Origin of the sequence: Niallia sp. FSL W8-0954 (genome assembly GCF_038005605.1) — a bacterium.
Classification (GTDB): Bacteria; Bacillota; Bacilli; order Bacillales; family Cytobacillaceae; genus Niallia; species Niallia circulans_A.
In genome coordinates this window covers 3,470,816-3,497,661 of sequence record NZ_JBBOTN010000001.1, presented here as the reverse complement: position 1 = coordinate 3,497,661, position 26,846 = coordinate 3,470,816, and the positions used below count along the sequence as shown (strand labels likewise).

23 protein-coding genes, 2 tRNA genes and 1 other annotated feature are annotated in these 26,846 nt (G+C 36.6%); of the genes, 22 read left to right on the top strand and 3 right to left on the bottom strand.

The window, feature by feature from the left end; genetic code table 11:
- Positions 1-38 precede the first annotated feature (38 nt).
- Together sdhA and sdhB are read left to right on the top strand one after the other, a co-directional pair.
- Entirely contained in the window at positions 39-1,802 is a 1,764-nt protein-coding gene (gene sdhA / locus NX902_RS17330) for a succinate dehydrogenase flavoprotein subunit (RefSeq protein WP_095331499.1), read from the top strand.
- Between the two features lies 1 nt (position 1,803).
- Complete coding sequence (sdhB, locus tag NX902_RS17325) at positions 1,804-2,562, top strand: succinate dehydrogenase iron-sulfur subunit (RefSeq protein WP_095331501.1); 759 nt, start codon at positions 1,804-1,806, stop codon at positions 2,560-2,562.
- 35 nt (positions 2,563-2,597) lie between these two features.
- On the opposite strand, the gene NX902_RS17320 is transcribed toward sdhB, so the two are convergent.
- Positions 2,598-3,746, bottom strand: a complete 1,149-nt coding sequence (locus tag NX902_RS17320) for a hypothetical protein (protein WP_123258062.1) — start codon at positions 3,744-3,746, stop codon at positions 2,598-2,600.
- Positions 3,747-4,091: 345 nt separating this feature from the next.
- Here NX902_RS17320 and gerE point away from each other — a divergent pair, with 345 nt between their 5' ends.
- From gerE to NX902_RS17300, 4 genes are all read left to right on the top strand, one after another.
- A complete protein-coding gene (gene gerE, locus NX902_RS17315; RefSeq protein WP_016201768.1) occupies positions 4,092-4,316 on the top strand; it encodes a spore germination transcription factor GerE in 225 nt (74 codons plus the stop codon).
- Positions 4,317-4,563: 247 nt separating this feature from the next.
- Positions 4,564-5,022 carry a MarR family winged helix-turn-helix transcriptional regulator gene (locus NX902_RS17310; protein ID WP_123260695.1) on the top strand — a complete coding sequence of 153 codons (459 nt, stop codon included), beginning with the start codon at positions 4,564-4,566 and terminating at the stop codon, positions 5,020-5,022.
- A 9-nt stretch (positions 5,023-5,031) separates the two neighbouring features.
- Positions 5,032-5,829: a glutamate racemase gene (racE, locus tag NX902_RS17305; RefSeq protein ID WP_163185429.1), complete on the top strand. Its 798-nt coding sequence runs from the start codon at positions 5,032-5,034 to the stop codon at positions 5,827-5,829.
- Positions 5,830-6,002: 173 nt separating this feature from the next.
- Positions 6,003-7,070: a GerMN domain-containing protein gene (locus tag NX902_RS17300; protein ID WP_095331508.1), complete on the top strand. Its 1,068-nt coding sequence runs from the start codon at positions 6,003-6,005 to the stop codon at positions 7,068-7,070.
- Positions 7,071-7,170: 100 nt separating this feature from the next.
- Here NX902_RS17300 and NX902_RS17295 read toward each other — a convergent pair whose 3' ends face one another.
- Positions 7,171-7,950, bottom strand: coding sequence for an alpha/beta fold hydrolase (locus tag NX902_RS17295; RefSeq protein WP_163185432.1), 780 nt, complete (start codon positions 7,948-7,950; stop codon positions 7,171-7,173).
- A 324-nt stretch (positions 7,951-8,274) separates the two neighbouring features.
- On the opposite strand from NX902_RS17295, the gene NX902_RS17290 reads away from it, so the two are divergent.
- From NX902_RS17290 to NX902_RS17275, 4 genes are all read left to right on the top strand, one after another.
- A complete protein-coding gene (locus tag NX902_RS17290) occupies positions 8,275-8,880 on the top strand; it encodes an XTP/dITP diphosphatase (protein ID WP_095331510.1) in 606 nt (201 codons plus the stop codon).
- 6 nt (positions 8,881-8,886) lie between these two features.
- Positions 8,887-9,396 carry a metallophosphoesterase family protein gene (locus NX902_RS17285; RefSeq protein ID WP_095331512.1) on the top strand — a complete coding sequence of 170 codons (510 nt, stop codon included), beginning with the start codon at positions 8,887-8,889 and terminating at the stop codon, positions 9,394-9,396.
- 131 nt (positions 9,397-9,527) lie between these two features.
- Positions 9,528-9,601: transfer RNA gene (locus NX902_RS17280), tRNA-Arg, on the top strand.
- A 165-nt stretch (positions 9,602-9,766) separates the two neighbouring features.
- Positions 9,767-9,840, top strand: a tRNA-Arg gene (locus NX902_RS17275).
- Positions 9,841-10,040: 200 nt separating this feature from the next.
- Here the strand turns inward: NX902_RS17275 and NX902_RS17270 are convergent.
- Complete coding sequence (locus NX902_RS17270; RefSeq protein ID WP_095331515.1) at positions 10,041-10,436, bottom strand: general stress protein; 396 nt, start codon at positions 10,434-10,436, stop codon at positions 10,041-10,043.
- A 534-nt stretch (positions 10,437-10,970) separates the two neighbouring features.
- Between NX902_RS17270 and NX902_RS17265 the strand changes: the two genes are divergently transcribed.
- From NX902_RS17265 to lonB, 12 genes are all read left to right on the top strand, one after another.
- Complete coding sequence (locus NX902_RS17265; protein ID WP_095331517.1) at positions 10,971-11,162, top strand: YolD-like family protein; 192 nt, start codon at positions 10,971-10,973, stop codon at positions 11,160-11,162.
- A 429-nt stretch (positions 11,163-11,591) separates the two neighbouring features.
- Positions 11,592-11,845 (top strand) — a binding site (T-box leader).
- Positions 11,846-11,962: 117 nt separating this feature from the next.
- Positions 11,963-13,678, top strand: coding sequence for an acetolactate synthase large subunit (ilvB, locus tag NX902_RS17260; protein ID WP_095331518.1), 1,716 nt, complete (start codon positions 11,963-11,965; stop codon positions 13,676-13,678).
- Positions 13,675-14,193 (top strand): acetolactate synthase small subunit, encoded by a 519-nt coding sequence (ilvN, locus tag NX902_RS17255; protein WP_095331520.1) that lies wholly within the window; start codon positions 13,675-13,677, stop codon positions 14,191-14,193. Before ilvB ends, ilvN begins: the two co-directional genes overlap by 4 nt.
- Positions 14,194-14,242: 49 nt before the next feature.
- Positions 14,243-15,265, top strand: coding sequence for a ketol-acid reductoisomerase (gene ilvC, locus NX902_RS17250; protein ID WP_061798688.1), 1,023 nt, complete (start codon positions 14,243-14,245; stop codon positions 15,263-15,265).
- Positions 15,252-16,787, top strand: coding sequence for a 2-isopropylmalate synthase (locus NX902_RS17245; RefSeq protein WP_341161081.1), 1,536 nt, complete (start codon positions 15,252-15,254; stop codon positions 16,785-16,787). Before ilvC ends, NX902_RS17245 begins: the two co-directional genes overlap by 14 nt.
- 47 nt (positions 16,788-16,834) lie before the next feature.
- Positions 16,835-17,935 carry a 3-isopropylmalate dehydrogenase gene (gene leuB / locus NX902_RS17240; protein WP_095331523.1) on the top strand — a complete coding sequence of 367 codons (1,101 nt, stop codon included), beginning with the start codon at positions 16,835-16,837 and terminating at the stop codon, positions 17,933-17,935.
- 391 nt (positions 17,936-18,326) lie between these two features.
- Positions 18,327-19,739: a 3-isopropylmalate dehydratase large subunit gene (leuC, locus tag NX902_RS17235; protein ID WP_095331525.1), complete on the top strand. Its 1,413-nt coding sequence runs from the start codon at positions 18,327-18,329 to the stop codon at positions 19,737-19,739.
- Between the two features lie 14 nt (positions 19,740-19,753).
- The gene (gene leuD / locus NX902_RS17230) at positions 19,754-20,344 is read left to right on the top strand and encodes a 3-isopropylmalate dehydratase small subunit (protein ID WP_095331526.1); all 591 of its coding nucleotides are present in this window, start codon (positions 19,754-19,756) and stop codon (positions 20,342-20,344) included.
- 182 nt (positions 20,345-20,526) lie between these two features.
- Positions 20,527-21,549 carry a tetratricopeptide repeat protein gene (locus NX902_RS17225; protein ID WP_163185435.1) on the top strand — a complete coding sequence of 341 codons (1,023 nt, stop codon included), beginning with the start codon at positions 20,527-20,529 and terminating at the stop codon, positions 21,547-21,549.
- Positions 21,550-21,764: 215 nt separating this feature from the next.
- Complete coding sequence (gene tig / locus NX902_RS17220; RefSeq protein WP_163185438.1) at positions 21,765-23,051, top strand: trigger factor; 1,287 nt, start codon at positions 21,765-21,767, stop codon at positions 23,049-23,051.
- 364 nt (positions 23,052-23,415) lie between these two features.
- Positions 23,416-24,681 carry an ATP-dependent protease ATP-binding subunit ClpX gene (clpX, locus tag NX902_RS17215; protein ID WP_047943563.1) on the top strand — a complete coding sequence of 422 codons (1,266 nt, stop codon included), beginning with the start codon at positions 23,416-23,418 and terminating at the stop codon, positions 24,679-24,681.
- 394 nt (positions 24,682-25,075) lie between these two features.
- Positions 25,076-26,749, top strand: coding sequence for an ATP-dependent protease LonB (gene lonB / locus NX902_RS17210; protein WP_095331529.1), 1,674 nt, complete (start codon positions 25,076-25,078; stop codon positions 26,747-26,749).
- The last annotated feature ends 97 nt before the right edge of the window (positions 26,750-26,846 follow it).

The following is a 26,846-nucleotide window of genomic DNA, read 5'->3' as shown; positions in this document are numbered from 1 at the left end:
GATTAGTAGAGTAATAGATGAAGGAGTGAACGGTTGTTATGAAGAAAGGGAAAGTGATCATCGTTGGCGGTGGTTTAGCAGGATTAATGGCAGCAATCAAAGTAGCAGAGACAGGGACTCCTTTAGAATTATTTTCCCTTGTGCCTGTAAAAAGATCTCATTCTGTTTGTGCCCAAGGCGGGATTAATGGAGCGGTAAATACAAAAGGAGAAGGAGATTCTCCATGGGAACATTTTGATGATACGGTTTATGGCGGTGACTTCTTAGCGAACCAACCACCGGTTAAAGCAATGGCTGAGGCAGCTCCTGGCATTATCCACTTGATGGACAGAATGGGAGTTATGTTTAACCGTACACCAGAAGGATTACTGGACTTCCGCCGCTTTGGAGGAACACAGTATCACAGAACGGCTTTTGCAGGTGCAACAACAGGACAACAGCTTCTATACGCATTGGATGAGCAAGTAAGAAGATACGAAGTCGACGGACTTGTTGTGAAGTATGAAGGCTGGGAATTCCTTGGTATTATCACAGATGACGAAGGAGTATGCAGAGGAATTAAGGCACAGGATTTAAAAACAATGGAGATTAAATCCTTCCCTGCAGACGCTGTTATTATGGCAACTGGCGGCCCGGGAATTATCTTTGGGAAATCCACAAACTCTATTATAAATACTGGCTCAGCAGCATCTGTTGTTTATCAGCAAGGAGCTTATTATGCAAATGGTGAATTTATTCAAATCCATCCAACTGCAATTCCTGGTGATGATAAATTACGTTTAATGAGTGAATCAGCTCGTGGAGAAGGCGGTCGTATCTGGACATATAAAGATGGTAAACCATGGTATTTCTTGGAAGAGAAGTATCCAGCTTATGGAAACCTTGTACCAAGGGATATTGCTACACGCGAGATTTTTCATGTATGTGTCGATCAAAAGCTCGGCATCAATGGAGAAAACATGGTGTATTTAGATCTATCTCATAAAAATCCAAAAGAGCTTGATATTAAACTGGGTGGTATTATCGAGATTTACGAAAAATTCACTGGTGAAGATCCTCGTAAACTTCCGATGAAAATTTTCCCTGCTGTTCATTACTCCATGGGTGGATTATGGGTAGATTACGATCAAATGACGAATATTCCAGGCTTATTTGCCGCTGGTGAATGTGATTATTCACAGCATGGAGCAAACCGCTTAGGTGCCAACAGCTTGCTTTCAGCTATTTATGGCGGCATGGTAGTAGGTCCGAATGCGGTTAAATATATAAGCGGATTAAGCAAAAGTGCAGAAGATTTATCATCATCCATCTATGATTCCGCTATTAAAGCAGAAGAAGCTAAATGGCAGGGCATTTTGAAAATGGATGGAACAGAAAATGCCTATGTGCTTCATAAGGAATTAGGGGAATGGATGACAGATAATGTTACAGTGGTTCGTTACAACGATAAGCTGCTGGCAACAGATGATAAGATACAAGAACTGTTAGAGCGTTATAAAAAAATTAATATCAATGATACAGCAAAATGGTCTAACCAAGGAGGCGTATTTACGCGTCAATTAGAAAATATGCTTCAGCTAGCACGTGTGATTACTCTCGGTGCATACAACCGAAATGAAAGCCGTGGGGCACATTATAAACCAGAATTTCCAGAAAGAAATGATGAAGATTTCCTAAAAACAACAATGGCTAAATTTGTTGGCGCAAATGAGGCACCAGATTTCCATTATCAAGAAGTCGATACCTCCTTAATCAAACCGAGAAAAAGAGATTATTCAAAGCAAAAAGAGGGAGTGAAATAAAATGGGGGAGCAAAAAACTGTAACATTACAAATTGAAAGGCAAGATGACCCTAATTCACCATCTTATGTAGAAGAATTTAGTTTACCTTATCGTCCTAATATGAACATCATTTCTGCATTAATGGAGATTCGCAGAAATCCAGTTACAAGCGACGGGAAAAAGACCTCTCCAGTTGCTTGGGATATGAACTGTTTGGAAGAAGTTTGCGGAGCCTGTTCTATGGTCATCAATGGAAAACCACGCCAATCCTGTACAGCACTCATTGATCAATTAGAACAGCCGATTCGTCTAGAGCCAATGAGAACCTTCCCTGTGGTGCGCGACCTGCAAGTCGATCGAAGCCGCATGTTTGACAGTTTAAAGAAAGTCAAAGCGTGGATACCAATTGATGGCACATATGATTTAGGGCCTGGACCAAGAATGCCAGAGAAAAAACGCCAGTGGGCATATGAGTTATCGAAATGTATGACATGTGGAGTCTGCTTAGAAGCTTGCCCAAATGTAAATAGTAAATCTAATTTCATTGGACCAGCACCTCTTTCTCAAGTCCGTCTCTTTAATTCACATCCAACAGGAGAGATGAATAAGGAGGAAAGACTGCAAGAGATAATGGGAGACGGCGGACTGGCTAACTGTGGTAATTCTCAAAACTGTGTGCAGTCCTGTCCAAAAGGCATTCCACTAACTACATCAATTGCAGCCTTAAACCGAGAAACAACGTTCCAGGCATTTAAAGAGTTCTTTGGAAGTGACCATTAAACAAAAGACCACCAGTTAAGGTGGTCTTTCTTGTGCTAATATTTTTCCATAAATTGATGATAAGTGAAAATGAATTCCTCTGCTATTGTTTGTTCCTCGCTAGCTAGTCTACTTACATTTGTCTTTAGATATTCAATAGCATGTTCGAGGGCTTGCAGATTCTCTGTTAAGATACGTTTATCTTCTTCATTTTTTATATCAGCAGTCTTTTGCCCGTAATCATACTCGTATAAGGTATCATATAATTCATTATTACTGGCCGATAAGACCATTTTTCTTTGCAAGCATGGCAGACAAATTCCGCATGGAACTTTCGCTGATATATACCCATCTCCTCGTATTCGGAGACACTCTGCCGTGTTTTTTATTTGCAGCTTATATTCTTTAGGAATCTCATTGATGACACGATGGAAGGGTCTATATAAGATAGGCGTCTGGATAGTCAAATCAAGCTCCAAGCTGGAATAAAGAGCATTTATTAGATTAAATGTTTTTGGATGAGTAGCTTTAAGCAGTACATCTCCATCGATAGAAACATCCTTATTAATTTTGCTATTTTGATAGACATATACAGTACCTTTCCCGTTAAAATATGTTTTTGCTGCTGCAATCGATACAAGCAAGCATATGCTAGCGGCTGATCGATTTCTTCTGATCTTCTTGCAAATTGCCGAGCCTAAATGAATAATCTCTCCAGCATCTGAAACACTACTTCGTAAAAATGTAGCTAGTTTTTCTTGTTTGCTCTGTTCATTGTCCATGTTTTTTAGTCGAATGTAGTCAGAAGTGATGGGCGGATCTATGCAATTATTTTTCGCAACACCCACAAGTGATGCTATATCATCCAAAAATAAGGTTACTTCCTGATGATTAGGAAGGTAAAAAGATGGAGCAAAAAGCTCTGCTTCATTTTGCTGGAAAGTCAGATAAACAGGTTCATCCATTATCCAATCTATTAGCTCTGTTAAGATAGCTTTATTTTTTTCCCAGAGGCTTAAATTAAAAACAGGCACAATTAAGCGATTATTTTTTCGCGCCTTTTTCGTTTGTTGCTCAAAATAAAATAGACTCCCCATAATCGTTACCATATCAATATATGTAGTACTATTCTCTTCATAATCAAAATACATATCCTGAAGAATTTCTATATGTAAATTTGCCAATAATTCAATGTTTAAGTCCATCAATATCACCAAAACTTTCTTTGATAACAGAAATTTACTACGAACTAAGGTTCATTGTTTAAATTATAACACGATTTTTTTAGAAAGCTTGGAAAAAGGGATGATAATTGCACGTACTACATTTTGACTATTTTATAATGAAAATTCGTGTGTTGAAAGTTCATAAGTACGTAAAATTATCGTCAAATGATGGGAATGGAGTACTAATCATGAAAAACCGAAAAAACCTTTCCTAATTTGCTTAAATCCAGTCACTCCAAGGTGTCATCTTACATAATATATTCAGACTATAACTATACCCATCCCAAAGTTCATAGCTGGCAAAGGCAAGGAGGGTTACACTACTTGAAGGAGAATGAATTTACTCACAAGCCATTATTAACCAAAAGAGAAAGAGAAGTATTTGAGCTGTTAGTCCAAGATAAAACGACTAAGGAAATCGCGAGTGATTTATTCATAAGCGAGAAAACAGTTCGAAATCATATTTCTAATGCTATGCAGAAGCTGGGCGTGAAGGGGCGTTCACAGGCTGTTGTAGAACTCCTTAGAATGGGAGAACTAGAACTATAATAAAGAAGATGATCTTGTATAAGCGGGCAGGAAATTCCACTCCTTTACCGCTTATATGGGTCATCTTCTTTTTAATGTGAATAAGTAGTGGAATCATGGCTTTATTCGGCAATTTTTACATGGACATTAACTTTTTACCTTATACATTTACGAGGGGAGAATTGTAGATTATAATTAGAGGTACTGAATTATAGAAAATTGTCGGATATTCATTATATTTGTATATTTATATATGGGAGTTGTAATCATGATGACTGAAGAAAAAGATGTAAAGGAATACTTAGAGAATATAGCTACAATCGAAAAAGATATGCGCTACATATCTGGTATTATCAAACAAAAGGGAAGAGAGATTTTAAGTAATTATACGATGACTCCTCCTCAATTTGTTGCCTTACAATGGCTATTTGAAGAAGGGGATATGACGATTGGGGAATTATCTAATAAAATGTTCCTTGCGTTTAGTACTACGACAGATTTGGTTGATCGGATGGAAAAAAATCAGTTAGTTCAAAGAGTGAAGGATCCCAATGATCGACGTGTGGTTCGTATTCATATGCTAGAAGAAGGAAAAAGATTAATTGACGAAGTTATCAAGAAGCGTCAAGGTTATCTTCAAGAGGTATTAAATGAGTACTCAACGGAAGATATTGAAGAATTAAAGAAAAATTTTATGCGGTTACATCAAGTAATGCGAGAAAAATGAGGCGGTTTTTTGGAAAGAGCAATAGGGGTTATAGATTCTGGGGTTGGTGGATTAACAGTTGCAAAGGAGATAATGCGCCAGCTTCCTTTTGAAAATATCGTTTACTTAGGGGATACGGCAAGATGTCCATATGGCCCAAGAACGGGAGAAGAAGTGAAGAAATTTACTTGGGAAATGACTAGGTTCCTGTTGAAGAAAAACATAAAGATGCTTGTGATTGCCTGTAATACAGCTACTGCAGTCGCACTAGAGGAGATACGCGAACAGCTGTCTATTCCGGTGATTGGCGTAATCGTTCCAGGTGCACGGACAGCAATTAAGGTAACGAAAAATAATTATATAGGCATGATTGGAACAATAGGTACTGTTCGAAGTCGGGCATATGAAACAGCATTAAAGAAGATTAATAATCGAGTGAGAACAATTAGTTTAGCATGTCCAAAATTTGTCCCTTTAGTGGAGAGCGGCGAATATGATGGACCAGTCGCAAGGAAAATTGTGAAAGAAACGCTGTGGCCATTAAAGAATAAAGAGATAGATACTCTAATTCTTGGTTGTACCCATTATCCTTTGTTAGCAAAAGTTATACAGGAAGAGATGGGAAAAAAGGTAAAGGTAATTAGTTCAGGAGCAGAAACTGCCCGCGAAGTTAGTACTATCCTCAACCATCATGATGAACTTGCTTCTGGAGAGAATCAAGTAGAACATTATTTTTATACAACTGGATCAAAAGAGATGTTTGCCCGCATCGCTTCCAATTGGCTGAATCAAGAAATACATGCTGTTGAAACAGTTAAATTAACATAATAAAGAAGACTGTCTTCTGTTCTATTACATCATGTTTAGACGATTTCCCATCTAAACATTTTGCAATGGAAATAGGGAGACAGTCTTTTTTTGAAAAAAATATCCTAAAGACGGTCTAAAAAAAATATAGGCTCGTATATATATTAGTACAAACTGTCTTAGGAGTGATGAAGATGTCTAAGAATAACAAATTGACCATTGTTTCAGCGGTTATCATATCATCTGTGTTGATCTCTGGTTGTAGCTTGTTAGGAGATAAAGAAAAAGTCGATCCACCGCAAACTACTTCGTATAAAGAGGATGCAGTTAAAAAGGATGCGGATAAGGAAACAACTGGTGAAGTGGCGAAAGAGGATGCAATGCCAGTTGAATTATACTTAATGGATAAAAATGGGTATGTCGTTCCTCAAACATTAAATCTGCCAAAAACGAATTCGATTGCAAAAGAAAGCTTGGAATATTTAGTTAAGGGTGGGAAAGTTTCTGAATTGCTGCCAAATGATTTTCAAGCAGTAATTCCTCAAGATACAAAAATAAGTATTAATGTAGATAAAGATAAAGTGGCTACTGTAGATTTTTCCAAGGAATTCAAAGAATACGAGGCTAAAGATGAAGAGAAAATCTTGCAGTCCATTACATGGACATTGACACAATTTGATTCCATCGATAGTGTGAAGCTTTCGTTAAATGGTCATGAGCTGACAGAGATGCCTGTAAATAAAACGCCAATTCAAGGGGCATTAACAAGAGCGGATGGCATCAACATTAATACAGATGATGTCACAGACATTACAAACACAAGACCATTGACTGTTTATTATATTGGTGGAGAGTTGGACTCCTATTATTATGTGCCAGTAACGAAGCGTATTAGTAATGGCGAAGAAAATAATGTCGCTGCTGCAGTAGGAGAGCTAATAGAAGGACCTGGTATGGGCGGAGGAGCAGCTCTGACAAGCTTATTACCTAATGACGTAAAGCTGTTGGATGATCCAATTGTAGAAGATGGCAAGGTTACGTTAAACTTTAACGAGAATATATATTCGAGTGGCTTAAATGGAGAAGAAAAGGTACTGGCTGATGAAGTATTAAATTCATTAGTATTATCCTTAACAGAGCAAGAAGGCATTGAAAGTGTTGCTGTTACTGTGAATGGAGAAGCAGATTTAGTGAACGCAGAAGGAAAAAGTTTAACTAAACCAGTGACACGCCCAGAAAATGTGAATACTGGTAGCTTCTAATAATGGATAAAGGGGACGAGAATAGTTATATTCTTGTCCCCTTCTTCGTATGAACGTTATTTTTTGGGAGACAAAAACTTTCCTTAGCAAATAATAAATATTAACTTATCACTTTACATTCATTTAGTAAAACACCTTTTTGAATCCACGTTTCGACCATATGATTAAAAAAATCAGGCATAGCGAAAGATACTCCATGGCCAATATTAGGGATAATCACGCCGATTCCATTCGAATTTGCCGCTACAATATCTTTTGCAGATTTTTTCATCATGGCTTTTTCTTTTTCACCAACCGTAACCAATATTTTTCCAGTGGCCTCTGCAAAGTTTTTAGGGAGTTGATAGGACATATTTTCTTCCAATACTCGAACAAGGGTATCAGAACTTATTTGACAACTTTCTTCATAATATTTTTCAAAATAGTCATCGCTGATATATAGTGTTCTGGCTTGCAGTTTGGAAAAGGTCTTATTTTGAATTAATGGGTAGGTTAATGCAATAGTAGGTTTTATTACTTTCTTTGCCCATAAAATCGGTCTAACTGAAGCGCTATTGATTATGGCAAAATTCATTATATCTGGTTTCATACTGATCATTTCCACAATGACTTGAGAACCTAAAGAAAATCCAATTAAGATTACTTTCTTTCCTCTAGCTTTATCTTCCACTAATTTAATTAATGCTTGTGCACTCCCTTTTATAGTAAATTTAACTTTATCATTATTCAATCCATGTTCAGGTAAGAGGGGAACAACACAGTGATAATGAGTGAAGTATTGAATTTGCTTATCCCACATCCAATCACTTACTCCACCACCATGTATAAATAGCATCAGTGGAGCACTTTTATCACCATACTCCTGATAGTGTAAAGACATGTTTTACCTCTTTTCTTTGATTAGTGGTATAAATTGGCTTGTTATAATAAATACGTTCTTAGGGTGAAATTGTTTCGTTCAAATGAAATAATAACTTTATTTTTATTTAGTGATAAGTGATTCTAGGAATAATGGTTTGCTTTCTGTAGGTGAGCGAATGGATATCATCGCATAAACTTCACAAAACTGCCTTTGGAAATAAGAAAGAAAGGGTATATACTGATATTAGACGGATGATTTTAAGCGTAGTAAACTATAAGAAAGTACATTAATTTACATAGTTCAACATAAGAAATAACAAATAGAGACTAAAGGAGTTTTACAATGAAAGAAATTATTATTGCAACTAAGAATACAGGCAAAGCAAAAGAATTTGTACAAATGTTTTCACCACTTGGCTATGAAGTAAAAACACTATTAGATTTTCCAGATGTCCAAGATGTAGAAGAGACAGGAACAACATTTGAAGAAAATGCTCTCCTTAAAGCAGAAACGATTTCTAAGCTGTTAAATCGTGTCGTTATTTCCGATGATTCTGGTCTTGTTATTGATGCATTAAATGGGAGACCAGGAGTATATTCCGCACGTTACGCAGGAGAACAAAAGAATGATCAAGATAATATGGACAAGGTTTTGTATGAATTAGAGGGTGTACCATTAGAAAAACGAACTGCTCGTTTTTGTTGTACATTAGCAGTTGCGATTCCAAATGAAGACTCCTTAACATTTACTGGAACTTGTGAAGGGGTTATTCTGGAGGAAAGAAGAGGAGAATATGGATTTGGCTATGATCCAATCTTTTATGTAGAAGCAGAAGAAAAGGCAATGGCGGAATTGCCGCCTGAAAAGAAAAATAAAATTAGTCATCGTGCAAACGCATTGAAAAAACTAAAAGAACAGCTTCCGACTGTTTTTAAAGAAGGGAAATAGAACTGGATGAAAATTTTGATTGTAAGTGACAGTCATGGATTGGTATCCGAGTTAGGTGCTTTAAAAAAAAGACATGAAGAAGATGTCGAGTTATTTCTGCATTGTGGGGATTCTGAGCTATCAGCAAGTGAGGAAGTGATGAAGGGGTATATTACTGTGCAAGGTAACTGTGATTATGAAGACAAATTTCCAACAGAGACCACTCAAGAAATTGCAGATAAAAAGATTTTTTTAACACATGGACATCTATATGGCGTCAAATCCTCCCTTAATAACTTGCTGTATAAGGCAAAGGAAGTGGGGGCAAATATTGCCTGTTTCGGCCATTCTCATTTCTTGGGGATGGAAGTAGTTGATGATGTTCTTTTCATTAATCCCGGTAGTTTAAGACTGCCTAGAGGAAGAAAAGAACAAACGTATGTTATTTTAACGATTGAAATGGATCGATTTGTGACAGAAGTTTATGATTTTCATAGTGGATTACTACCAGAATTAACAAGTGAATTTCCTTTTTAGTCGGCTTTTTCCTAATGAGGAAGAAAAAAATTCCTCATTAGGAAAAAAAGGTTCACTAAACTATTGACTTTATGTTGCTATAATCATATAATAACTATTGTCCTCATAAGGACTGAATAAATACATAGCATGTCCCAGTAGCTCAGCTGGATAGAGCAACGGCCTTCTAAGCCGTCGGTCGGGAGTTCGAATCTCTCCTGGGACGTATTTTTGTAAATAGTTAATTGGTTGTTTCAGGGCTTTTTGTAAATGCGTTATTGACGAATAATTAATGAGAAGATTTGCTTAGAGATACTATTCTAATGAACTTGTATATGATATACTAGTTGAGGTAGTTATCGCTGAAATAATTGATTGCAATTTAAAACATGTCCCAGTAGCTCAGCTGGATAGAGCAACGGCCTTCTAAGCCGTCGGTCGGGAGTTCGAATCTCTCCTGGGACGTAACAATAAAGGATTCTGTCGCGGCTTCGGCCATCGATTCGAATCCTTTTTTATTATGCAAGCATTTTAAGCTATGCTTTTAAATGCCCCTCCAGTTTAATGTAACTGGAGGGGTTTTTATGTGAGAAAAGAAGAAATTTTACCTAATTAAAGGTTGGGACATATCAAAAAAAAGAGGGGGCGTTCCCCCTCTTTTCTGGCTATATTTTTTTGCGTTCCACTGTTGTATTCATCGTTTGAGATGGTATAACATCTACTTCATTATTATCGAAGTTTAATTTATTTAGCTTCTCTTCTTCTGACTCTGTGTCATTATCGAGAAGAACAATGTATTTCCCTTCTTGTAACTCTTTTTCATATGGCTCTGTATCAGTATCGGAAAAGAAAGTCTTTAACCGATCTAAAAAAGATGTTGGTTCTACTTCATCAATTCCACTTGCAGTATCTACATTTGTCTCTTGCTCGATTAATGCAGTTTGTTCGCTTCTTGTAATAACGGAAATATGATTTGGTGAATATCCTTTAGAGAGAAGTTCCTCAATAGCATTTACTGTAGCTTCAGGAGAATCATATATACCTACAACACTTTTTGTCATATACCTATTCCTCCTTTAAACAATTAGTTCTTGCATATAGTATATATTCCCCCTTATGAAAAGAATAAACAGAGATTTTTTTAGAAAAAGAGTCCTTTATTAGCTGTTAGGAAGTTTTGTTTTTCAAATAGAAAGAAAATTTTGTCTATCTTATATTAGAATAATGATGAAGGAATAACCTTTGTGAAATCCTATTATAAACTCTTGTTTGGTTATCTTTTTTTACAAACGATGTAAGAGTTAGAAAGGGATACCCCTTTTCTATATAACGATTTATTCGCACTGAACTTTCCCAATCTACAGATGCAATAGGAATTGGCAAGGAAAAAGGGGGAGAAAATTACCTGGAAAGGAATAAAGAGAAACAAAATAGGTAATAATGGAAGTAAGAAAAATAATGTTCAGAAAATCACGTAAAATACTTGAAAACGCTTACTATTATTATGTATAATAGATTTAAGTTAAATAAACTAGAAATGAAACAATGTGAATAGATGAACATTAATATAAAAAATATAGAAGGAGATATGCACCATGATTCTCAAGGAATTAGGAAGAAGTAGGCTTATAGTTATTAATTATTATAAGAATGGATTATTAGAAACAATTAAAGGACAGGTTCAGAAGTTAAATCTCAACGATCAAACAATTGATTTAAAAGATGACAAAGAAAATACGTATCAAATCCGTTTATCGTGGATTCAAGATATATGTGCCGTATCTTAATTTAACTCTCTAATGCAATCGCTTTCTTTAAGTGCGGTTGCATTTCTTGTTTTAGGGAGTATGTTGCGCAATAAAAAAACGTGTTAGATTATTTAACACTTTTCTTTAAAAGAAAGAATTATTTTATTATAATGAGCACCATAGGAAAATGGAAATGTAAGAAAGTGATGTATTTTCAGTAAAAAAAGAATTTTAAAAAATTTTTTGAACGATTAAAAAGTACAGGCATTCTTTATAGACCAATAATGTAAGCGTTTCCTGATTAGTGGGTTGTTGTTTAAATAATCAAATAATTCTCAAAAATGGTGTTGACTCCTGTTTAAATTCAGCGTAAGATAACCTCAATAAATGAAAAACACAAGATGTTCAACTTGTAAAAACAGGCAAAAGACAACATGACAAACTGACTTTGTTTAACATAGTAAATATAGTAATTCGATGAAGAGGATAAGTAGTTTTCTATTTGGATTCCACAGAGAGCCGGTGGTTGGTGTAAATCGGTGAACCAATAGTTAATGAACTCACCTCAGAGTGTTAGCTTGAAAGGTCTCCCTATTAGAGCTAACCGAGTGTTTCCACTCGTTATCAAAAGAGAACGAACCGTTCATAAAGTGCATACGCTTATCCATTAGTGTATGAATGAGGGTGGTACCGTGGAAAGGAAATGCCTTTTCACCCCTTTGTTTACTAAAAGCCATTAGTAACCATTGGAGGTGGGAAGGCTTTTTTGTTAGCAAAGCCTTTCTTGGTAGTATTTATGTAAAGAAGTAAAAGGAAAGTATTTTAGGGAGGTTATACAAATGTTACAGGAGACTGCCTTTGAAAATACAAAGGCCCAAGTGAAACCGTTAACTGGTGCTGATCTCTTATTGCAGGCTTTGGAGAAAGAAAATGTAGAATTTATTTTCGGATACCCTGGAGGGGCTGTTTTACCAATTTATGATAAGATTTACGATTCGAAAATATTTCATGTTCTACCTAGACATGAGCAAGGCGGCATTCATGCAGCAGAAGGGTATGCGAGAATTTCTGGAAAACCAGGAGTAGTCATTGCAACATCAGGTCCAGGTGCAACAAATATTGTAACAGGGCTTGCCGATGCGATGATGGATTCATTACCGCTAGTTGTCTTTACAGGCCAAGTAGCAACAGGGGTGATTGGTACAGATGCTTTTCAAGAAGCGGACATTTTAGGGATCACTACCCCAATAACAAAATATAATTGTCAGGTTCGTAACCTTGAAGATATTCCAAGAATCATTAAAGAAGCGTTTTATATAGCGACAAGTGGAAGACCTGGTCCTGTATTAATTGATATTCCAAAGGATATTGCTGCAACCATTTCAGACGTTCCTGCTGAACAGGATATTGAGCTTCCTGGTTATCAGCCGAAGACACAGCCGAATTACTTGCAGATTCGAAAATTAACAGAAGCTGTAAGTGCTGCAAAAAAACCAGTAATTTTGGCAGGTGCTGGTGTCAATTTTGCAAAAGCGAGTGCAGAATTACTGGAATACGCAGAACAACAACAAATTCCAGTTGTACACACGCTTCTTGGATTAGGTGGTTTTCCAGCTGATAATAAGTTGTTTGTTGGGATGGGAGGAATGCATGGGTGCTATGCTGCTAATATGGCCTTATATGAGGCGGATTTATTAATCAATGTCGGAGCAAGATTTGATGATCGGTTAACAGGAAATCTAGTTCATTTTGCACCAAATGCTATTAAAGCCCATATAGATATTGATCCAGCAGAAATCGGCAAAATTGTCCCAACGAAGATTCCAATAGTTGCAGATGCGAAAGAAGCATTAACTATGCTAATAAAACAAAAAGGCTTGCAATCAAACCATAACGCATGGTTAGAAAAGATTGAAAATTGGAAAAATGAGTATCCGTATTATTACAAAGAATCCAATCTTCTAAAACCGCAGCAAGTTTTGGAGATGCTCTTTGAAAAAACAAAAGGGGAAGCGATTGTTACAACAGATGTTGGACAGCATCAGATGTGGGCAGCGCAATACTATCATTTTAAAGAATCCAATCGCTGGGTAACATCTGGAGGATTAGGAACAATGGGATTTGGTCTTCCATCCAGTATTGGAGCGCAATTAGCAGATCCAAAAGCAACAGTGCTTGCAATCAGCGGGGATGGCGGCTTCCAAATGTGCAGTCAAGAGCTTGCTTTAATAAGAGAATTAAATTTGCCAATCAAGATTATTATCTTTAATAATCGGGCGTTGGGAATGGTAAGACAGTGGCAAGAAATATTCTATGAATCTCGTTTTTCACATAGTAAAGAATCTTATCAACCGTCCTTCGTTGCTTTAGCAGAAGCATATGGAATAAAGGGATATCAAATCTCATCAGTTGATGAAGCTGCTAATATTCTGGATGAAGTGTTAGCGATAAGAGAACCTGTATTATTGGATTTCCGTATTGATCCAGATGAAAATGTCTATCCAATGATTGCACCAGGGAAAGGATTACACGAAATGGTAGGGATGAAGCCATGAAGAAAATAATTAGCCTAACTGTTATGAATAAATCTGGTGTGTTAAACCGAATTACTAATCTTTTTTCAAAACGAAACTACAACATTGAAAGTATATCGGTAGGGCATACGGAGCATGAAGGAATTTCAAGGATTACTTGTGTGGTGCATGTTGAGAGTGATGGCATCATTGAACAAATCACAAAACAGCTAAATAAGCAGATTGATATTTTGAAAGTGGTGGATATCACCGATCAAGCAATTGTCCAAAGAGAGCTGGCTTTAATTAAAGTACTTGCAACACCGCAGACAAGGCATGAATTATACTCAGTTATTGAGCCATTTAGAGGTTCGGTAATCGATGTAAGTAAAGAAAGCCTCGTTATTCAAATTACTGGTGAATCATCAAAAATTGAAGCTTTTATTGAACTGCTTAGACCATATGGGATTAAAGAGTTGGCTAGAACAGGCACAACCGCATTCCCTCGTGGCTCTCAAAAAATAGCAAATCATAAAAGTAACTATTCTATCGTTTAATTCTAATATTAAATAAATCTAATTTTTACAGACGAAAGGGAGATTAATTATGGCAAAAATGTATTATAACGGAGACGCAAATTTAGGATATTTTAACGGGAAAACAGTTGCAGTGATTGGTTATGGATCACAAGGCCACGCACATGCTTTAAATATGAAGGATAGTGGTGTTTCAGTAATCATCGGGTTAAGAAAAGGGAATTCATGGAATAAAGCAGTGGAAGACGGATTTGACGTATTTCCAGTTGGAGAAGCAACAGCTAAGGCTGATATTGTGATGATTTTGCTTCCAGATGAACTACAAACAAAAGTATATAATGAAGAAATTAAACCTAACTTAACAAATCAAGCGTTAATGTTTGCCCATGGATTTAATATTCATTTTAATCAAATTGTTCCACCTAGTGAGAGTGATGTACTATTAGTTGCTCCTAAAGGTCCAGGTCACCTAGTAAGAAGAACATATGAACAAGAAGCAGGAGTCCCAGCATTATTTGCAATCTATCAAGATGTAACTGGTGAGGCGAGAGAACTGGCACTTGCTTACGCAAAAGCGATTGGAGCATTACGTGCAGGAGCGCTGGAGACAACGTTTAAAGAAGAAACAGAAACAGATCTTTTTGGTGAACAAGCGGTTCTATGTGGAGGGCTTACAGCACTAGTAAAAGCAGGCTTTGAAACATTAGTAGAAGCTGGATATCAACCAGAATTAGCATATTTTGAATGTTTACATGAGCTGAAATTAATTGTTGATTTGATGTATGAAGATGGAATGGCAGGAATGAGATATTCTATTTCTGATACCGCACAATGGGGCGATTTTGTAACAGGACCACGTATTGTTACAGATGAGGTGAAAAAAGAAATGAAAGCTGTCCTTACAGATATTCAAGAAGGTAAATTTGCAAAAGGATGGATTCTTGAAAATCAAGCGAATAGACCAGTATTCAACGCAATTAATGATAGAGAGAGCGAGCATCTAATCGAGAAGGTTGGGAAAGAATTGCGGGCAATGATGCCATTTGTTAAAAGCTCGCGAAAGAAAGAAGTGGTGGGTAGTGGCAAAAATTAAGATATTTGATACGACATTGAGAGATGGAGAGCAATCTCCTGGCGTAAACTTAAATTTGGCTGAGAAGTTGGTTATTGCTGAGCAGTTAGAAAAATTGAATGTAGACATTATAGAGGCAGGCTTTCCTGCTGCCTCTAAAGGTGATTTTCAATCTGTTCAACAAATTGCACGTACAATAAAAAATAGCTCTGTTACCGGCCTAGCAAGAGCGGTAACATCTGATATTGATGCAGCTTGGGAAGCATTAAAGGATGGAGCAGAACCAAGAATTCATGTATTTTTAGCAACAAGTCCTATCCATCGGGAATATAAGCTAAAACTTTCGAAAGAGCAAGTGATCGAAAGAGCTGTTTCAGCTGTAAAGTATGCAGCTGAAAGATTCCCAGTTATTCAATGGAGTGCAGAGGATGCATGTCGGACAGAATTGCCATTTTTAGCAGAGATAATAGAAAAAGTTATTCAAGCGGGAGCACGAATTATTAATATACCAGACACAGTAGGCTATATAACGCCTAACGAATATGGAGAAGTTTTTCAATATTTAAAAAATAATGTTCCATCTATTGACAAAGTTTCTCTCTCTACTCATTGTCATGATGATTTAGGGATGGCGACAGCAAACTCATTAGCTGCTATCGAAAATGGGGCAACACAAGTAGAATGTACGATTAATGGTATCGGAGAGCGTGCTGGCAATGCTTCTATGGAAGAAATAGTGGTAGCGCTTCATATTAGAAATGATCATTATCAAGAAAAAACAAGAATTAATTTAAAAGAAATTAGTAGAACAAGCAGTCTTGTAAGTGAATTAACGGGCATGCTAGTTCCTGGAAATAAAGCGATTGTTGGTCGCAATGCTTTTGCTCATGAATCTGGTATTCATCAGGATGGTGTTCTTAAGGAGAAAACGACTTATGAAATTATTTCTCCAGAGCTTGTAGGCTATGTAAACAACAATAATATGGTTCTCGGGAAGCATTCAGGCAGCCATGCGTTTAAAACAAAGCTGAACGAACTAGGGCTGCGAGTGAATGATGAGGATGTGAAAGATCTTTTTATGGCCTTTAAGGATTTAGCAGATCATAAAAAAGAAATTTCTGATGAAGACATTATTGCCATTGTTTTAGAGAAGAAGCTAGCTAAAGAAGAGAAGTATTATGAGTTAGTGGACGTAAAGGTTCAACATAAAAATGATAATGAAGCAGATGCAACAGTGAAACTTTTCGGTCCGAAAAATGAACTGATTATTCAACATGGCACTGGTTCTGGAAGTGTTGAAGCATTATATAACACATTGGAAATGTCTATATCTGGCCAGGTGAAGTTGGAAGATTATCGAATTCAGTCACTGGGAGCTGGCAGAGATGCATTAGCTCAAGTATTTGTCAGAGTTCAATATGACGAAAAAGAAAGTACAGGAAGAGGTTTAGACCAAGATGTATTAATAGCCTCTGCAAAGGCCTATATAAATGCGATTAATAGAGGGATTCTTGCCAAAGAACAATTTCTTGAAAAAGTGTAGGGATTGAGGTCTAAAACATCAAGCTTTGATATAGGGAGCGAGTAGAAATGAAAAAAAGAATCGCCGTATTGCCAGGTGATGGAATTGGACCTGAAATAGTAGCAGGCGCTATGAAGATTTTGCAGTTAATAGAGACATTATTTAGTCACCAGTTTGAAGTTACATACGCAGATATTGGTGGATGTGCGACAGATAAAACAGGAACACCATTACCTAATGAGACGATTACCATTTGTAAAAATAGTGATGCAATTCTTTTAGGGGCAGTAGGTGGACCGAAATGGGATGCGCTTCCTGTTGAAAAACGTCCAGAGCAAGGACTATTAAAAATAAGAAAAGAATTGAACTTATTTGCGAACATTCGTCCAACAACCTGTTATGAAAGCTTGGCGGAAGCATCTCCCCTTAAAGCAGATATTATTGAAGGAGTAGATTTGGTTGTTGTCCGTGAATTGACAGGCGGCATCTATTTTGGAAAGCCAAGCGAACGAACGATTATCGATGGGAAACCTGGTGCTGTAGATACACTATTATACAAAAATGAAGAAATCGAGCGAGTTATTGAGAAAGCATTTGAAATTGCTAGAACGCGATCAAAAAAAGTTACTTCTGTTGATAAAGCCAATGTTTTAGAGACTAGTAGAGTATGGCGAGAAATCGCAAGTAAAATAGCGGAAAAATATCCAGATGTTATGCTTGAACATATGCTTGTAGATAATGCAGCAATGCAGCTTGTTCGAAATCCAAAACAATTTGATGTGATTGTCACAGAAAATATGTTTGGTGATATCCTAAGCGATGAAGCATCCGTGCTAACAGGATCATTAGGAATGTTGGCATCAAGCAGCATGTCAGCAAATGGACCATATCTTTATGAACCGATCCACGGATCTGCACCAGATATCGCTGGAGAAAATATCGCTAATCCCCTTGCAACGATTTTATCTGTAAGTATGATGCTGCGATTATCTTTTCAAATGGAGAAAGAAGCTTCGATTATAGAAGAGGCGGTAAATAATGTTCTAAATCAAGGTTATAGAACAAGAGATATTCTTTCACCAAACTGTAAAATTGTTTCGACGACTGCGATGGTGGAAGCAGTTGAGAAAGAAATTCATCAGCTTGCAAAAGTGACACAAGTATTATAACAAGGTTGCTCTGCTGTAGGATAATGAGATTGGCTGATAAGTAGCGTGGTTTGGCTGAAAAAACAGAAGTTTGGCTGATAAATAGCGTAGTTTGGCTGAAAAATCAAGAATTTGGCTGATAAGTAGCGTGGTTTGGCTGAAAAAACGAAATTTTGGCTGATAAGCAATGCAAGTTAGTTAAAAAAAATAGAAAATCACCTTGAGAACAGCTCAAAATTATGTAAAAACTGCACAAAGGGCATATAAATAAACACAGTTCATCAAAAGTGGCAGTGATTGGATAAGGGACTAATAATAGAGAGAAATGAAATGTTAAAGGGCTCGTCAAAAGAATACTTTGACAGCCCTTTAATCAACAACAGGGAAAAAATATGGATTGGAGGGTAAAGTAATGGGAAAATCCATTATCGATAAAATTTGGGAAAAACATGTAGTATATAGAGAAGAGGGAAAGCCGGATTTATTATATATTGATTTGCATCTTGTCCATGAAGTAACCTCACCGCAAGCATTTTCCGGATTAAGAATGAAAAATCGCAAAGTGAGAAGGCCAGACCGAACTTTTGCCACAATGGATCATAATGTGCCAACGATTAACCGCTTTAAGATAGACGACGAAATTGCCTTAAATCAGATGACCACATTAGAAAAAAACTGTGTAGAATTTGATATCCCATTAGCTGGTCTGCAAAGTCCGGAGCAGGGGATTGTTCATGTGATTGGTCCAGAACTTGGATTAACTCAGCCTGGTAAAACAATCGTTTGTGGGGATAGTCATACATCAACCCATGGTGCGTTTGGGGCACTAGCATTTGGAATAGGTACAAGTGAGGTAGAACATGTACTTGCTACGCAAACGTTATGGCAAACAAGACCTAAAACATTAAAAGTTGAGGTCAATGGAAAGCTAGCCTTTGGTGTGAATGCGAAAGATGTCATTCTTTATGTGCTTTCTAAACATGGAGTCAACTTTGGAACTGGCCACGTTATTGAATATACAGGGGAAGTGATTCGCAATCTATCGATGGAAGAAAGAATGACCATATGTAATATGTCCATTGAGGGCGGAGCGCGTGCAGGCTTAATTTGTCCAGATGAAACGACTTTTGCCTATTTAAAAGGCAGAAAACACGCGCCAGAAAATTGGGATGAAGCAGTACAAGAATGGCGTAATTTAGCTTCAGATAAGGATGCTATTTACGATAAAGTTATCACAATTGATGGCAATGATATTGCGCCAATGGTAAGCTGGGGAACCAATCCATCTATGACGGCTAAAGTAGATGAAAAGATTCCAACAGCAGATTCTTATCAAGAGGAAACGGATCGTCGCGCTTTACATAGTGCTCTTCAATATATGGGGCTAAAAGAAGGAATGGCGATTACCGATATCGCGATCCAGCATGTGTTTATTGGTTCTTGTACGAATTCAAGAATAGAAGATTTAAGACAAGCAGCATCAGTGATTAAAGGACAAAAAGTTTTTCCTGGAGTAAGAGCATTAGTTGTTCCAGGTTCCCAGCAAGTTAAAAAACAGGCAGAAGCAGAAGGCCTAGATAAACTGTTTGTTGAAGCAGGGTTCGAGTGGCGAGATGCAGGATGCAGTATGTGCTTAAGCATGAATAACGACGTAGTTCCAAGCGGTGAGCACTGTGCTTCCACTTCTAATCGTAATTTTGAGGGAAGACAAGGAGCAGGTGCAAGAACCCATTTAGTCAGTCCTGCAATGGCAGCAGTAGCAGCGTTAAATGGACGATTTGTTGATATTCGCAAAGTGAATACAGAATTACAAGCAACAGTGTAAAGGAGGAGTCTCTAATGAGTGGCTTTAAGAAGCTTTATGAAAAAGCAGTAGCAATGGATCGAGTAAATGTGGATACAGATCAAATTATCCCTAAGCAATTTTTGAAACGTATCGAAAAGACAGGATTTGGTAGATTTGCGTTTTTTGATTGGCGCTATTTGAAAAATGGCGAACCGAATCCTGAATTTGAACTGAATCAACCTGAAAATCAAGGAGCCTCTATTTTAATTGCGAATAAAAACTTCGGATGTGGATCTTCAAGAGAGCATGCACCGTGGGCTTTGCAGGATTTTGGCTTTTCCGTTGTCATTGCTCCCTCTTTTGCAGATATCTTTTATCAAAACTGTTTGAAAAATGGGATGCTTCCAATTCAATTGCAGACAGATGAAGTAGAATATCTTTTAAAAGCTGCCCAAAGCCAACCCTATTTTCTTCATATAGATCTTGAAAAAGAGAGAGTAGAGGACGACCAAGGGTTTTCAACATCGTTTTCTATCCATCCATATTGGAAAAAAATGTTGATTAACGGCTGGGATGAAATTGAAATCACCCTTCAATACAGTGATAAAATAGCAGAATATGAAAATAGAGCCGTTTCAAAATAATCTAATGAAGGGACCCTTAGGAGATCACATCATTATCTTCTAAGGGTCTTTCCTTTTGCTGTTGTTTGTTTTTGTAGATTAAAAATATTAGCAGCAACCACATTATGGAAGAGGTAGGTTGCATCCTAGAGAAAAAAAAGCTACACTAGCAACAAAAAGAATATGTATAGGCGGTTAAAAGGATGAAGAAACGGGAGCAGGAAAAAAAGGATAACGTTGTTTTTTTTCCCGATTTAGATAAACGATTATTGCAAAAAGGATTAGATGCTATTCAAGAAAAGCAATACAAAGAGGCTATTTCATTTTTAGAAGAAGCAAAAGAACGAAATCCATTTCATCGTGACATAAACATTGGACTCATTCTCGCTTACTATGAATTAGGATTGTTGGAACAGGCAAAGCATCTAGCGAAGGAAACACTGAAACAAGATGATGGAGACTACATCCATGTACTTGAATTGTATATTATGATTCTAGTCCAGCTACATGAATATGAAGAAATAGTTACTACGATTGAAGGTTTGCTAGAAGAACACCAAATACCAGCAAATAAAATAGAACATTTCTCTAAAATGCTTTTATTTAGCAGAAAAATGGCTGAGTCCGCTTCCCTATCGCAAGCGGATGATTATCGAGAAGAGGAATCTGAAGAGACAACCGAGAGTTTAATGAACTTAGAGGATCCTCAGGAAGAAATGTTGCTAATAGCTAAAATGTCTAGCAAAAATATTCGCGCATATATAGAAGAAGTAAAGCAGTATCTTCTTGATGTGGAGAAAAATCCTTTTTTAAAAACGATGCTAATCAATATTTTAAGAGAGCAAGAATATGAAAAAGAAGTAGAAATTGAGAAGTTTGATCGAAAGATTGTCATACAACCAACAGCATTAAAGGATATGAAAGAACAGGAGCAATATAAGAAAATTATTACTATTCTCATTGATTATGTGGAAAGTAATAACCCTATTTTATTTAAAAATATTAAAATGTTAATAGATCGACAAATGTTTTTGCTGTACCCATTTGCGCTAGCAGAATACAAGGATGAAACATGGGCTGCGGCTTATCATGCAGTTGTAAATCAATATTTTGGCCAAGAGGATGAGGAAGAAATATTTGTATTATACGAAGTAGATGAGACTGAATTTGAACAAGCAAAAACGTTTATTTATCAGCTGGAGCAAATTTCTTATCCTAATATTTAGGCAAGGATGTTGAAACAACTAGAACCTATGATATAATGTAATGGTTGCATTTAGAAAATGCGAAGATGTATATTTCTTACTAGATAACTTTTTTCCTATTAGGAGGTTCTTTCTGTTTCGATAGAAATAGTAGCCAAACAAGAATAAAGAAGTTAATCTATACATTAGTAGAAGTAATGAAAAAGTAGAATAGATTGTTGGAGGGAATTTATAGTATGTCAGCTAAATGGGAAGTTTTAGAAGGGAACCGCGGTGTTCTTACAATTGAATTAGATGCAGAAAAACTAAACGAAGGTTTAGATTTAGCATTTAAAAAAGTAGTTAAGCAAGTAAATATTCCAGGTTTCCGTAAAGGTAGAATTCCACGTGGAATGTTTGAACAACGTTTTGGTGTTGAGTCTTTATACCAAGATGCAATTGATATTCTTTTACCAGAAGCTTATGCAAATGCAATTGATGAAACTGGAATCGAGCCAGTTGATCGTCCTGAAATCGATGTAGAACAAATCGAAAAAGGAAAATCTTTAATTTTCAAAGCAACTGTTACAGTGAAACCTGAAGTAACATTAGGTGAATACAAAGGGTTAGAAGTACCTGCTGTAGAAACAACAGTTACAGATGAAGAAGTTGAAGCGGAAATTAAAGCATTGCAAGAAAAACAAGCTGAATTAGTAGTAAAAGAAGAAGGAACTGCTGAATTAGGAGATACAGTTGTTATCGACTTCGAAGGATTCCAAGATGGAGTTGCTTTTGAAGGTGGAACTGCTGAGAACTTCTCATTAGAACTTGGTTCAGGACAATTTATTCCTGGGTTTGAAGAAAAATTAGTGGGAGTTGCTACTGGCGAATCAACTGAAGTTGAAGTTACATTCCCAGAAGAATACCATGCTGAAGATTTAGCTGGTAAGCCTGCGACATTTAAAGTAACAGTTCATGAAATCAAAGGGAAAGAACTTCCTGAATTAGATGATGAATTTGCTAAAGATGTAGATGAAGAAGCGGAAACATTAGCTGAATTAAAAGAAAAAATTAAAACTCGTTTAGAAAATGATAAAAAGCATCAAGCAGAGCACACAGTTCGTGATACAGTTGTAGAAAAAGCTTCTGAAAATGCGAAAATGGATATTCCATCAGCAATGATTGATACAGAAATCGACCGCATGATGAGCGAATTTGAACAACGTTTACAAATGCAAGGTATGAATCTTGAGCTATACTTCCAATTCTCAGGACAAGATGAAGCAGCACTTAAAGATCAAATGAAAGAAGACGCTGAAAAACGTGTTCGTTCAAACTTAACACTTGAAGCTATCGTTGCTGCAGAAAACATCGAAGTAACAGAAGAAGAAGTGAAAGCTGAACTCGAAAATATGTCTCAAATTTACAATATGCCAGTAGATGCTATTAAACAAGCATTAGGCGGAGTTGAAAACTTACAAATGGACATAAAAATGAGAAAAGCAATCGATTTCCTTGTAGAAAACAGTAAAACTGTTGCATAATAGAAGTAAGTAAAAAAAACTAAGGCGCGACTATTTCGTGCCTTAGTTTTATATTAGTGTTAAATAACATATAATATGGGTAACTATAAAATAAGTTACTCTAACCGTACAGGAGTATACAATCAAATAAGAGATAATTTTCCAGATTTAAAGAAGCGAAATCTGGTTATGATTAAAGAAGTATATCCATTTTACCGTTATTGGATGATAGAGAACTGCAAATCCGAGTTGTATTATTTCCTGTACATTACTATCATGTGATACAATTCAATACATAACTGTTGAAAAAAGTAAAATTTGTTTCTGAACAAATAATAATCCGTAACGGTAAAAATATACAAAAGAAGTTTTAAGGGGTGAAGGCATGTTTAAATTTAATGACGAAAAAGGCCAGCTAAAATGTTCATTCTGCGGAAAGACACAAGATCAAGTTCGTAAATTAGTTGCTGGACCTGGTGTATACATTTGTGACGAATGTATAGAATTATGTACAGAAATCGTAGAAGAAGAATTAGGGACAGAAGAAGAAGTAGAATTTAAAGATGTACCAAAGCCAGCAGAAATTCGCGATATCCTTAACGAATATGTAATTGGACAGGACCAAGCGAAAAAGGCTCTTTCTGTTGCAGTGTATAATCATTACAAACGTATTAACTCAAATAGTAAAATTGATGATGTAGAATTATCAAAAAGTAATATTGCGTTAATAGGACCAACTGGTAGTGGTAAAACACTTCTTGCCCAAACATTGGCAAGAATATTAAATGTACCATTTGCTATTGCAGATGCAACTAGTCTAACAGAAGCTGGATATGTAGGGGAAGATGTTGAGAATATTCTTTTGAAATTAATCCAGTCTGCAGATTATGATGTAGAAAAAGCAGAAAAAGGTATTATTTATATAGACGAAATTGATAAAGTAGCACGTAAATCTGAAAATCCTTCTATTACACGTGACGTTTCCGGTGAAGGGGTTCAGCAAGCATTATTAAAAATTCTAGAGGGTACCGTTGCAAGTGTTCCGCCTCAAGGTGGCAGAAAGCACCCTCATCAAGAATTTATTCAAATTGACACAACGAATATTCTCTTTATTTGTGGTGGAGCATTTGATGGTATCGAACCAATTATTAAAAGACGACTAGGTCAAAAAGTAATTGGATTTGGTTCTGACGGTAAACAAGCTGAAATAGAAGATAAAGATTTATTATCTAAAGTACTTCCAGAAGATTTATTACGTTTTGGCTTAATACCTGAATTTATTGGTCGTCTTCCAGTTATTGCCAGTCTTGGTCAATTAGACGAAGAAGCATTAATGGAAATATTAACAAAGCCCAAAAATGCATTAGTAAAACAATTTAAGAAAATGATGGAATTAGATGATGTCGAATTAGAATTTGAAGAAGAAGCACTGAAAGAAATTGCTAAAAAAGCAATTGAAAGAAAAACAGGTGCACGCGGATTACGTTCTATTATCGAAGGCATTATGTTAGATGTTATGTTTGACCTGCCTTCAAGAGAAGACATTGTTAAATGTGTCATTACGAAAGAAACAGTAACGGATAATGCTTCACCTAAGCTTGTTCTAGAAGATGGAACAGTGGTGGATAAAGAAACAAAAACTTCAGCTTAACAACAGTTACGAGAAGAATCAATGATATCTATCATTGATTCTTTTTTTGCGGGCGAAAGTAGAAGGATGTAACAATTGCTACAAGCCCATACTTCGATTTTAATCATCAATTATATATCATTCCTATATATTTTTTCCTTGAAATCTTGTTTATTCCAACAAAGGGAAGGAGATACTATTTTTTAAAGACAAGGCACAATTTGTATATAGTCTTTATGGAAGAATCTATTTATAGCCTGATGCGACTGCGGAATTTGATGCTGATATTCAATCAAAAAATTTTCCTTTCCATCTGAGCTGTAGGGGTAGATACATATCGCTAACCATTGAAGGAAACTTGAGCTAATACATGTGCGAAGTTTTAAAACAACAAGATTTCAGGAGGTAATTTTTTATGAGTTGGGCGGAGATTGCTTTATTTGTACAACTATTCTTTGGAATTATTATCGGACTATATTTCTGGAATTTATTAAAGAGCCAGAGAAGCCAAAAAGTTTCGATTGACCGGGAATCAAAAAAAGAAATGGATCAATTAAGAAAGATGCGCGCCATTTCATTAACGGAACCTCTTTCTGAAAAAGTACGTCCAACAAGCTTCTCAGATATTGTGGGACAAGAGGATGGGATCAAAGCTTTAAGAGCCGCTCTCTGTGGACCAAATCCCCAGCATGTCATTATTTATGGACCACCAGGGGTTGGAAAAACAGCTGCAGCTAGGCTTGTATTAGAGGAAGCAAAGAAAAATCAAAAGTCACCCTTTAAGCCAAACTCTGTGTTTGTAGAATTAGATGCTACAACAGCTAGATTTGATGAAAGAGGGATAGCGGATCCATTAATCGGTTCTGTACATGACCCGATTTATCAAGGGGCTGGAGCAATGGGGCAAGCTGGAATCCCACAGCCAAAACAAGGTGCTGTTACAAATGCACATGGCGGCGTTCTATTTATCGATGAAATCGGAGAATTGCATTCTACGCAAATGAATAAGCTTCTAAAAGTATTAGAGGACAGGAAGGTTTTTTTAGAAAGTGCTTATTACAATGAGGAGAATACGCAAATTCCTTCCCATATACATGATATTTTTAAAAATGGACTACCGGCTGATTTTCGTTTAATCGGGGCGACGACAAGAACGCCAAACGAGATACCTCCAGCCATTCGCTCGAGATGTATGGAAGTGTTTTTTCGAGAATTAACGAAAGAAGAAGTGATTCAAATTGGCAAAAAGGCTGCTGATAAGGTGAAGATGAGAATAAGTGAGAAAGCCCTTGATACACTCTCTGAGTATGCAAGAAATGGAAGAGAGGCTGTTAATATGGTCCAGATTTCTGCTGGACTAGCAATTGGAGAGGATCGCGATTTTATAAAGGATGATGAAGTAGAATGGGTGATTCATTCTAGTCAACTTTCTCCAAGAATGGAAAGGAAAATTAATAACCATTCTGTTATTGGAGCTGTTAATGGATTAGCAGTATATGGTGCCAATATCGGGGCTTTGCTGGAAATTGAAGTAACAGTAATTCCAGCAAAAGATGGAAAAGGAAGCATAAATATTACTGGGATTGTCGAGGAGGAGAGTATTGGCGGACAAGGAAAATCCATTAGACGGAAAAGTATGGCGAAGGGATCCATTGAAAATGTCATTACTGTATTACGTTCTATGGATGTTCCTGCAGATCAATTTGATATTCATGTAAACTTTCCAGGCGGTATTCCAATTGATGGGCCTTCTGCAGGCATTTCAATGGCTACAGGGATTTACTCAGCGATCTACAAGCAGCCTGTAGATCGGCAAGTAGCGATGACCGGTGAGATCAGTATTCACGGAAAAGTGAAGCCTATCGGGGGAGTTGTCGCAAAGGTGAAAGCTGCTAAAGCTGCGGGTGTTCAAAAAGTTATTATCCCACAGGAAAATATGCAAGCAATATTAGAGGAAATAAAGGATATCACCATTATTCCTGTGAAGACATTAAATGAAGTGCTGGAAAATGCGCTCCTTAAAGAAGAGTGGAAAGAAGAAGCAATCCCAGCTTCCACCATTGCATTAACAAAGAAAGAGAGTATATAATTTTAAGCTAAAATGCTAATTAAATTAAGCATTGTCACTGTCGGCTAATTCTGTATAGGGAGAGTTAGTCGGCGTTTTTTTTGTGGGAAAATAGCCT

Coding starts and splice junctions, on each gene's coding strand:
- sdhB (WP_095331501.1), top strand. CDS start 1,804: ATGGGGGAGCAAAAAACTGTAACATTACAAATTGAAAGGCAAGATGAC.
- ilvN (WP_095331520.1), top strand. CDS start 13,675: ATGAAGAAAATAATTAGCCTAACTGTTATGAATAAATCTGGTGTGTTA.
- leuB (WP_095331523.1), top strand. CDS start 16,835: ATGAAAAAAAGAATCGCCGTATTGCCAGGTGATGGAATTGGACCTGAA.
- NX902_RS17285 (WP_095331512.1), top strand. CDS start 8,887: ATGAAAATTTTGATTGTAAGTGACAGTCATGGATTGGTATCCGAGTTA.
- NX902_RS17290 (WP_095331510.1), top strand. CDS start 8,275: ATGAAAGAAATTATTATTGCAACTAAGAATACAGGCAAAGCAAAAGAA.
- NX902_RS17270 (WP_095331515.1), bottom strand. CDS start 10,436: ATGACAAAAAGTGTTGTAGGTATATATGATTCTCCTGAAGCTACAGTA.
- tig (WP_163185438.1), top strand. CDS start 21,765: ATGTCAGCTAAATGGGAAGTTTTAGAAGGGAACCGCGGTGTTCTTACA.
- lonB (WP_095331529.1), top strand. CDS start 25,076: ATGAGTTGGGCGGAGATTGCTTTATTTGTACAACTATTCTTTGGAATT.
- ilvC (WP_061798688.1), top strand. CDS start 14,243: ATGGCAAAAATGTATTATAACGGAGACGCAAATTTAGGATATTTTAAC.
- leuD (WP_095331526.1), top strand. CDS start 19,754: ATGAGTGGCTTTAAGAAGCTTTATGAAAAAGCAGTAGCAATGGATCGA.
- clpX (WP_047943563.1), top strand. CDS start 23,416: ATGTTTAAATTTAATGACGAAAAAGGCCAGCTAAAATGTTCATTCTGC.
- sdhA (WP_095331499.1), top strand. CDS start 39: ATGAAGAAAGGGAAAGTGATCATCGTTGGCGGTGGTTTAGCAGGATTA.
- NX902_RS17310 (WP_123260695.1), top strand. CDS start 4,564: ATGATGACTGAAGAAAAAGATGTAAAGGAATACTTAGAGAATATAGCT.
- leuC (WP_095331525.1), top strand. CDS start 18,327: ATGGGAAAATCCATTATCGATAAAATTTGGGAAAAACATGTAGTATAT.
- NX902_RS17225 (WP_163185435.1), top strand. CDS start 20,527: ATGAAGAAACGGGAGCAGGAAAAAAAGGATAACGTTGTTTTTTTTCCC.
- NX902_RS17265 (WP_095331517.1), top strand. CDS start 10,971: ATGATTCTCAAGGAATTAGGAAGAAGTAGGCTTATAGTTATTAATTAT.
- ilvB (WP_095331518.1), top strand. CDS start 11,963: ATGTTACAGGAGACTGCCTTTGAAAATACAAAGGCCCAAGTGAAACCG.
- NX902_RS17295 (WP_163185432.1), bottom strand. CDS start 7,950: ATGTCTTTACACTATCAGGAGTATGGTGATAAAAGTGCTCCACTGATG.
- NX902_RS17300 (WP_095331508.1), top strand. CDS start 6,003: ATGTCTAAGAATAACAAATTGACCATTGTTTCAGCGGTTATCATATCA.
- NX902_RS17320 (WP_123258062.1), bottom strand. CDS start 3,746: ATGGACTTAAACATTGAATTATTGGCAAATTTACATATAGAAATTCTT.